At 48.2% G+C, this 1531-nt stretch carries 1 rRNA gene; it reads right to left on the bottom strand.

What is annotated here, in order from left to right:
• Positions 1–1487: ribosomal RNA gene (locus HQN86_RS07110) — 23S ribosomal RNA — on the bottom strand; the annotation flags it as partial.
• Positions 1488–1531: the final 44 nt, after the last annotated feature.

Raw genomic sequence — 1531 nt, 5'->3', positions numbered from 1 at the left:
ACGATCTATTCCGTCAGATCGCGGCAGTGTCACTACTCCGTCCCCACATCGCAGTTATAAAAAGTACGGAAATATTAATCCGTTGTCCATCGAATATCCCTTTCGGGTTCTCCTTAGGCCCCGACTAACCCTGATCCGATTAGCGTTGATCAGGAAACCTTATCCTTTCGGTGGGCGGGTTTCTCGCCCGCCTTATCGTTACTTATGCCTACATTTGCTTTTCCAGAAGCTCCACCACAACTTACGTCATAGCTTCGCTGCCGCTGGAATGCTCCCCTACCGTAATATTAATATTACCCATAGCTTCGGTGTACTGTTTAATGCCCGTTTATTATCCATGCCCGATCGCTCGACTAGTGAGCTGTTACGCACTCTTTAAATGAATGGCTGCTTCCAAGCCAACATCCTAGCTGTCTATGCAATCGGACCTCGTTAGTTCAACTTAACTGTAACTTGGGGACCTTAGCTGATGGTCTGGGTTCTTTCCCTCTCGGCGCGTGACCTTAGCACCCCGCGCCTCACTGCCGTGTATATTAAATAGCATTCGGAGTTTGTCTGGATTTGGTAGGATTTGACTCCCCCGCACCCAATCAGTAGCTCTACCTCTATTTAACTTCACCACGACGCTGTTCCTAAAAACATTTCGGGGAGTACGAGCTATTTCCCAGTTTGATTAGCCTTTCACCCCTACCCACAGATCATCCGGAAACTTTTCAACGTTTATCGGTTCGGTCCTCCAGTACGTGTTACCGCACCTTCAACCTGTCCATGGGTAGATCACAAGGTTTCGCGTCTACCTCCCCTGACTATACGCCCTATTCAGACTCGCTTTCGCTTCGGATCCGTGTCTTAAACACTTAACCTTGCCAGAGAAGAGTAACTCGTAGGCTCATTATGCAAAAGGCACGCCGTCACGCCACCTGGACGCTCCGACCGCTTGTAAGCACACAGTTTCAGGTTCTATTTCACTCCCCTGTTCGGGGTTCTTTTCACCTTTCCCTCACGGTACTGGTTCACTATCGGTCTCTCAGGAGTATTTAGCCTTACCGGATGGTGCCGGCAGATTCCCACAAGGCGTCTCCGACCTCGCGGTACTCAGGATACTACTAGACTAATGGTACTTACGTGTACGAGGCTCTCACTCTATATTGCCAGGCTTCCCATCCTGTTCCACTTCATTGCATTATAATCATATCGTAGTCCTACAACCCCAGTTATGCCGTAACATAGCTGGTTTGGGCTCTTTCCCGTTCGCTCGCCACTACTTAGGAAATCATTATTATTTTCTCTTCCTCTGCTTACTTAGATGTTTCAGTTCGGCAGGTTTGCGTATATATACGACTGGTCTTCAACCAGCCAGGTTTCCCCATTCGGAAATCACCGGATCAATTCATATTTGCTAATCCCCAGTGCTTATCGCAGCTTATCACGTCCTTCATCGCCTCTGAGAGCCAAGGCATCCCCTGTGTGCTCTTATTTACTTTCTTCTCTCCATAGCCTTTTGCGCCTATGGAAATGCTTTTTTTGATTG

Origin of the sequence: Pedobacter panaciterrae, assembly GCF_013204795.1 — a bacterium.
Taxonomy (GTDB): domain Bacteria; phylum Bacteroidota; class Bacteroidia; order Sphingobacteriales; family Sphingobacteriaceae; genus Pedobacter; species Pedobacter panaciterrae.
The sequence above is the reverse complement of the archived record's forward strand: the minus strand, read 5'-3'. Positions and strand labels throughout refer to the sequence as shown.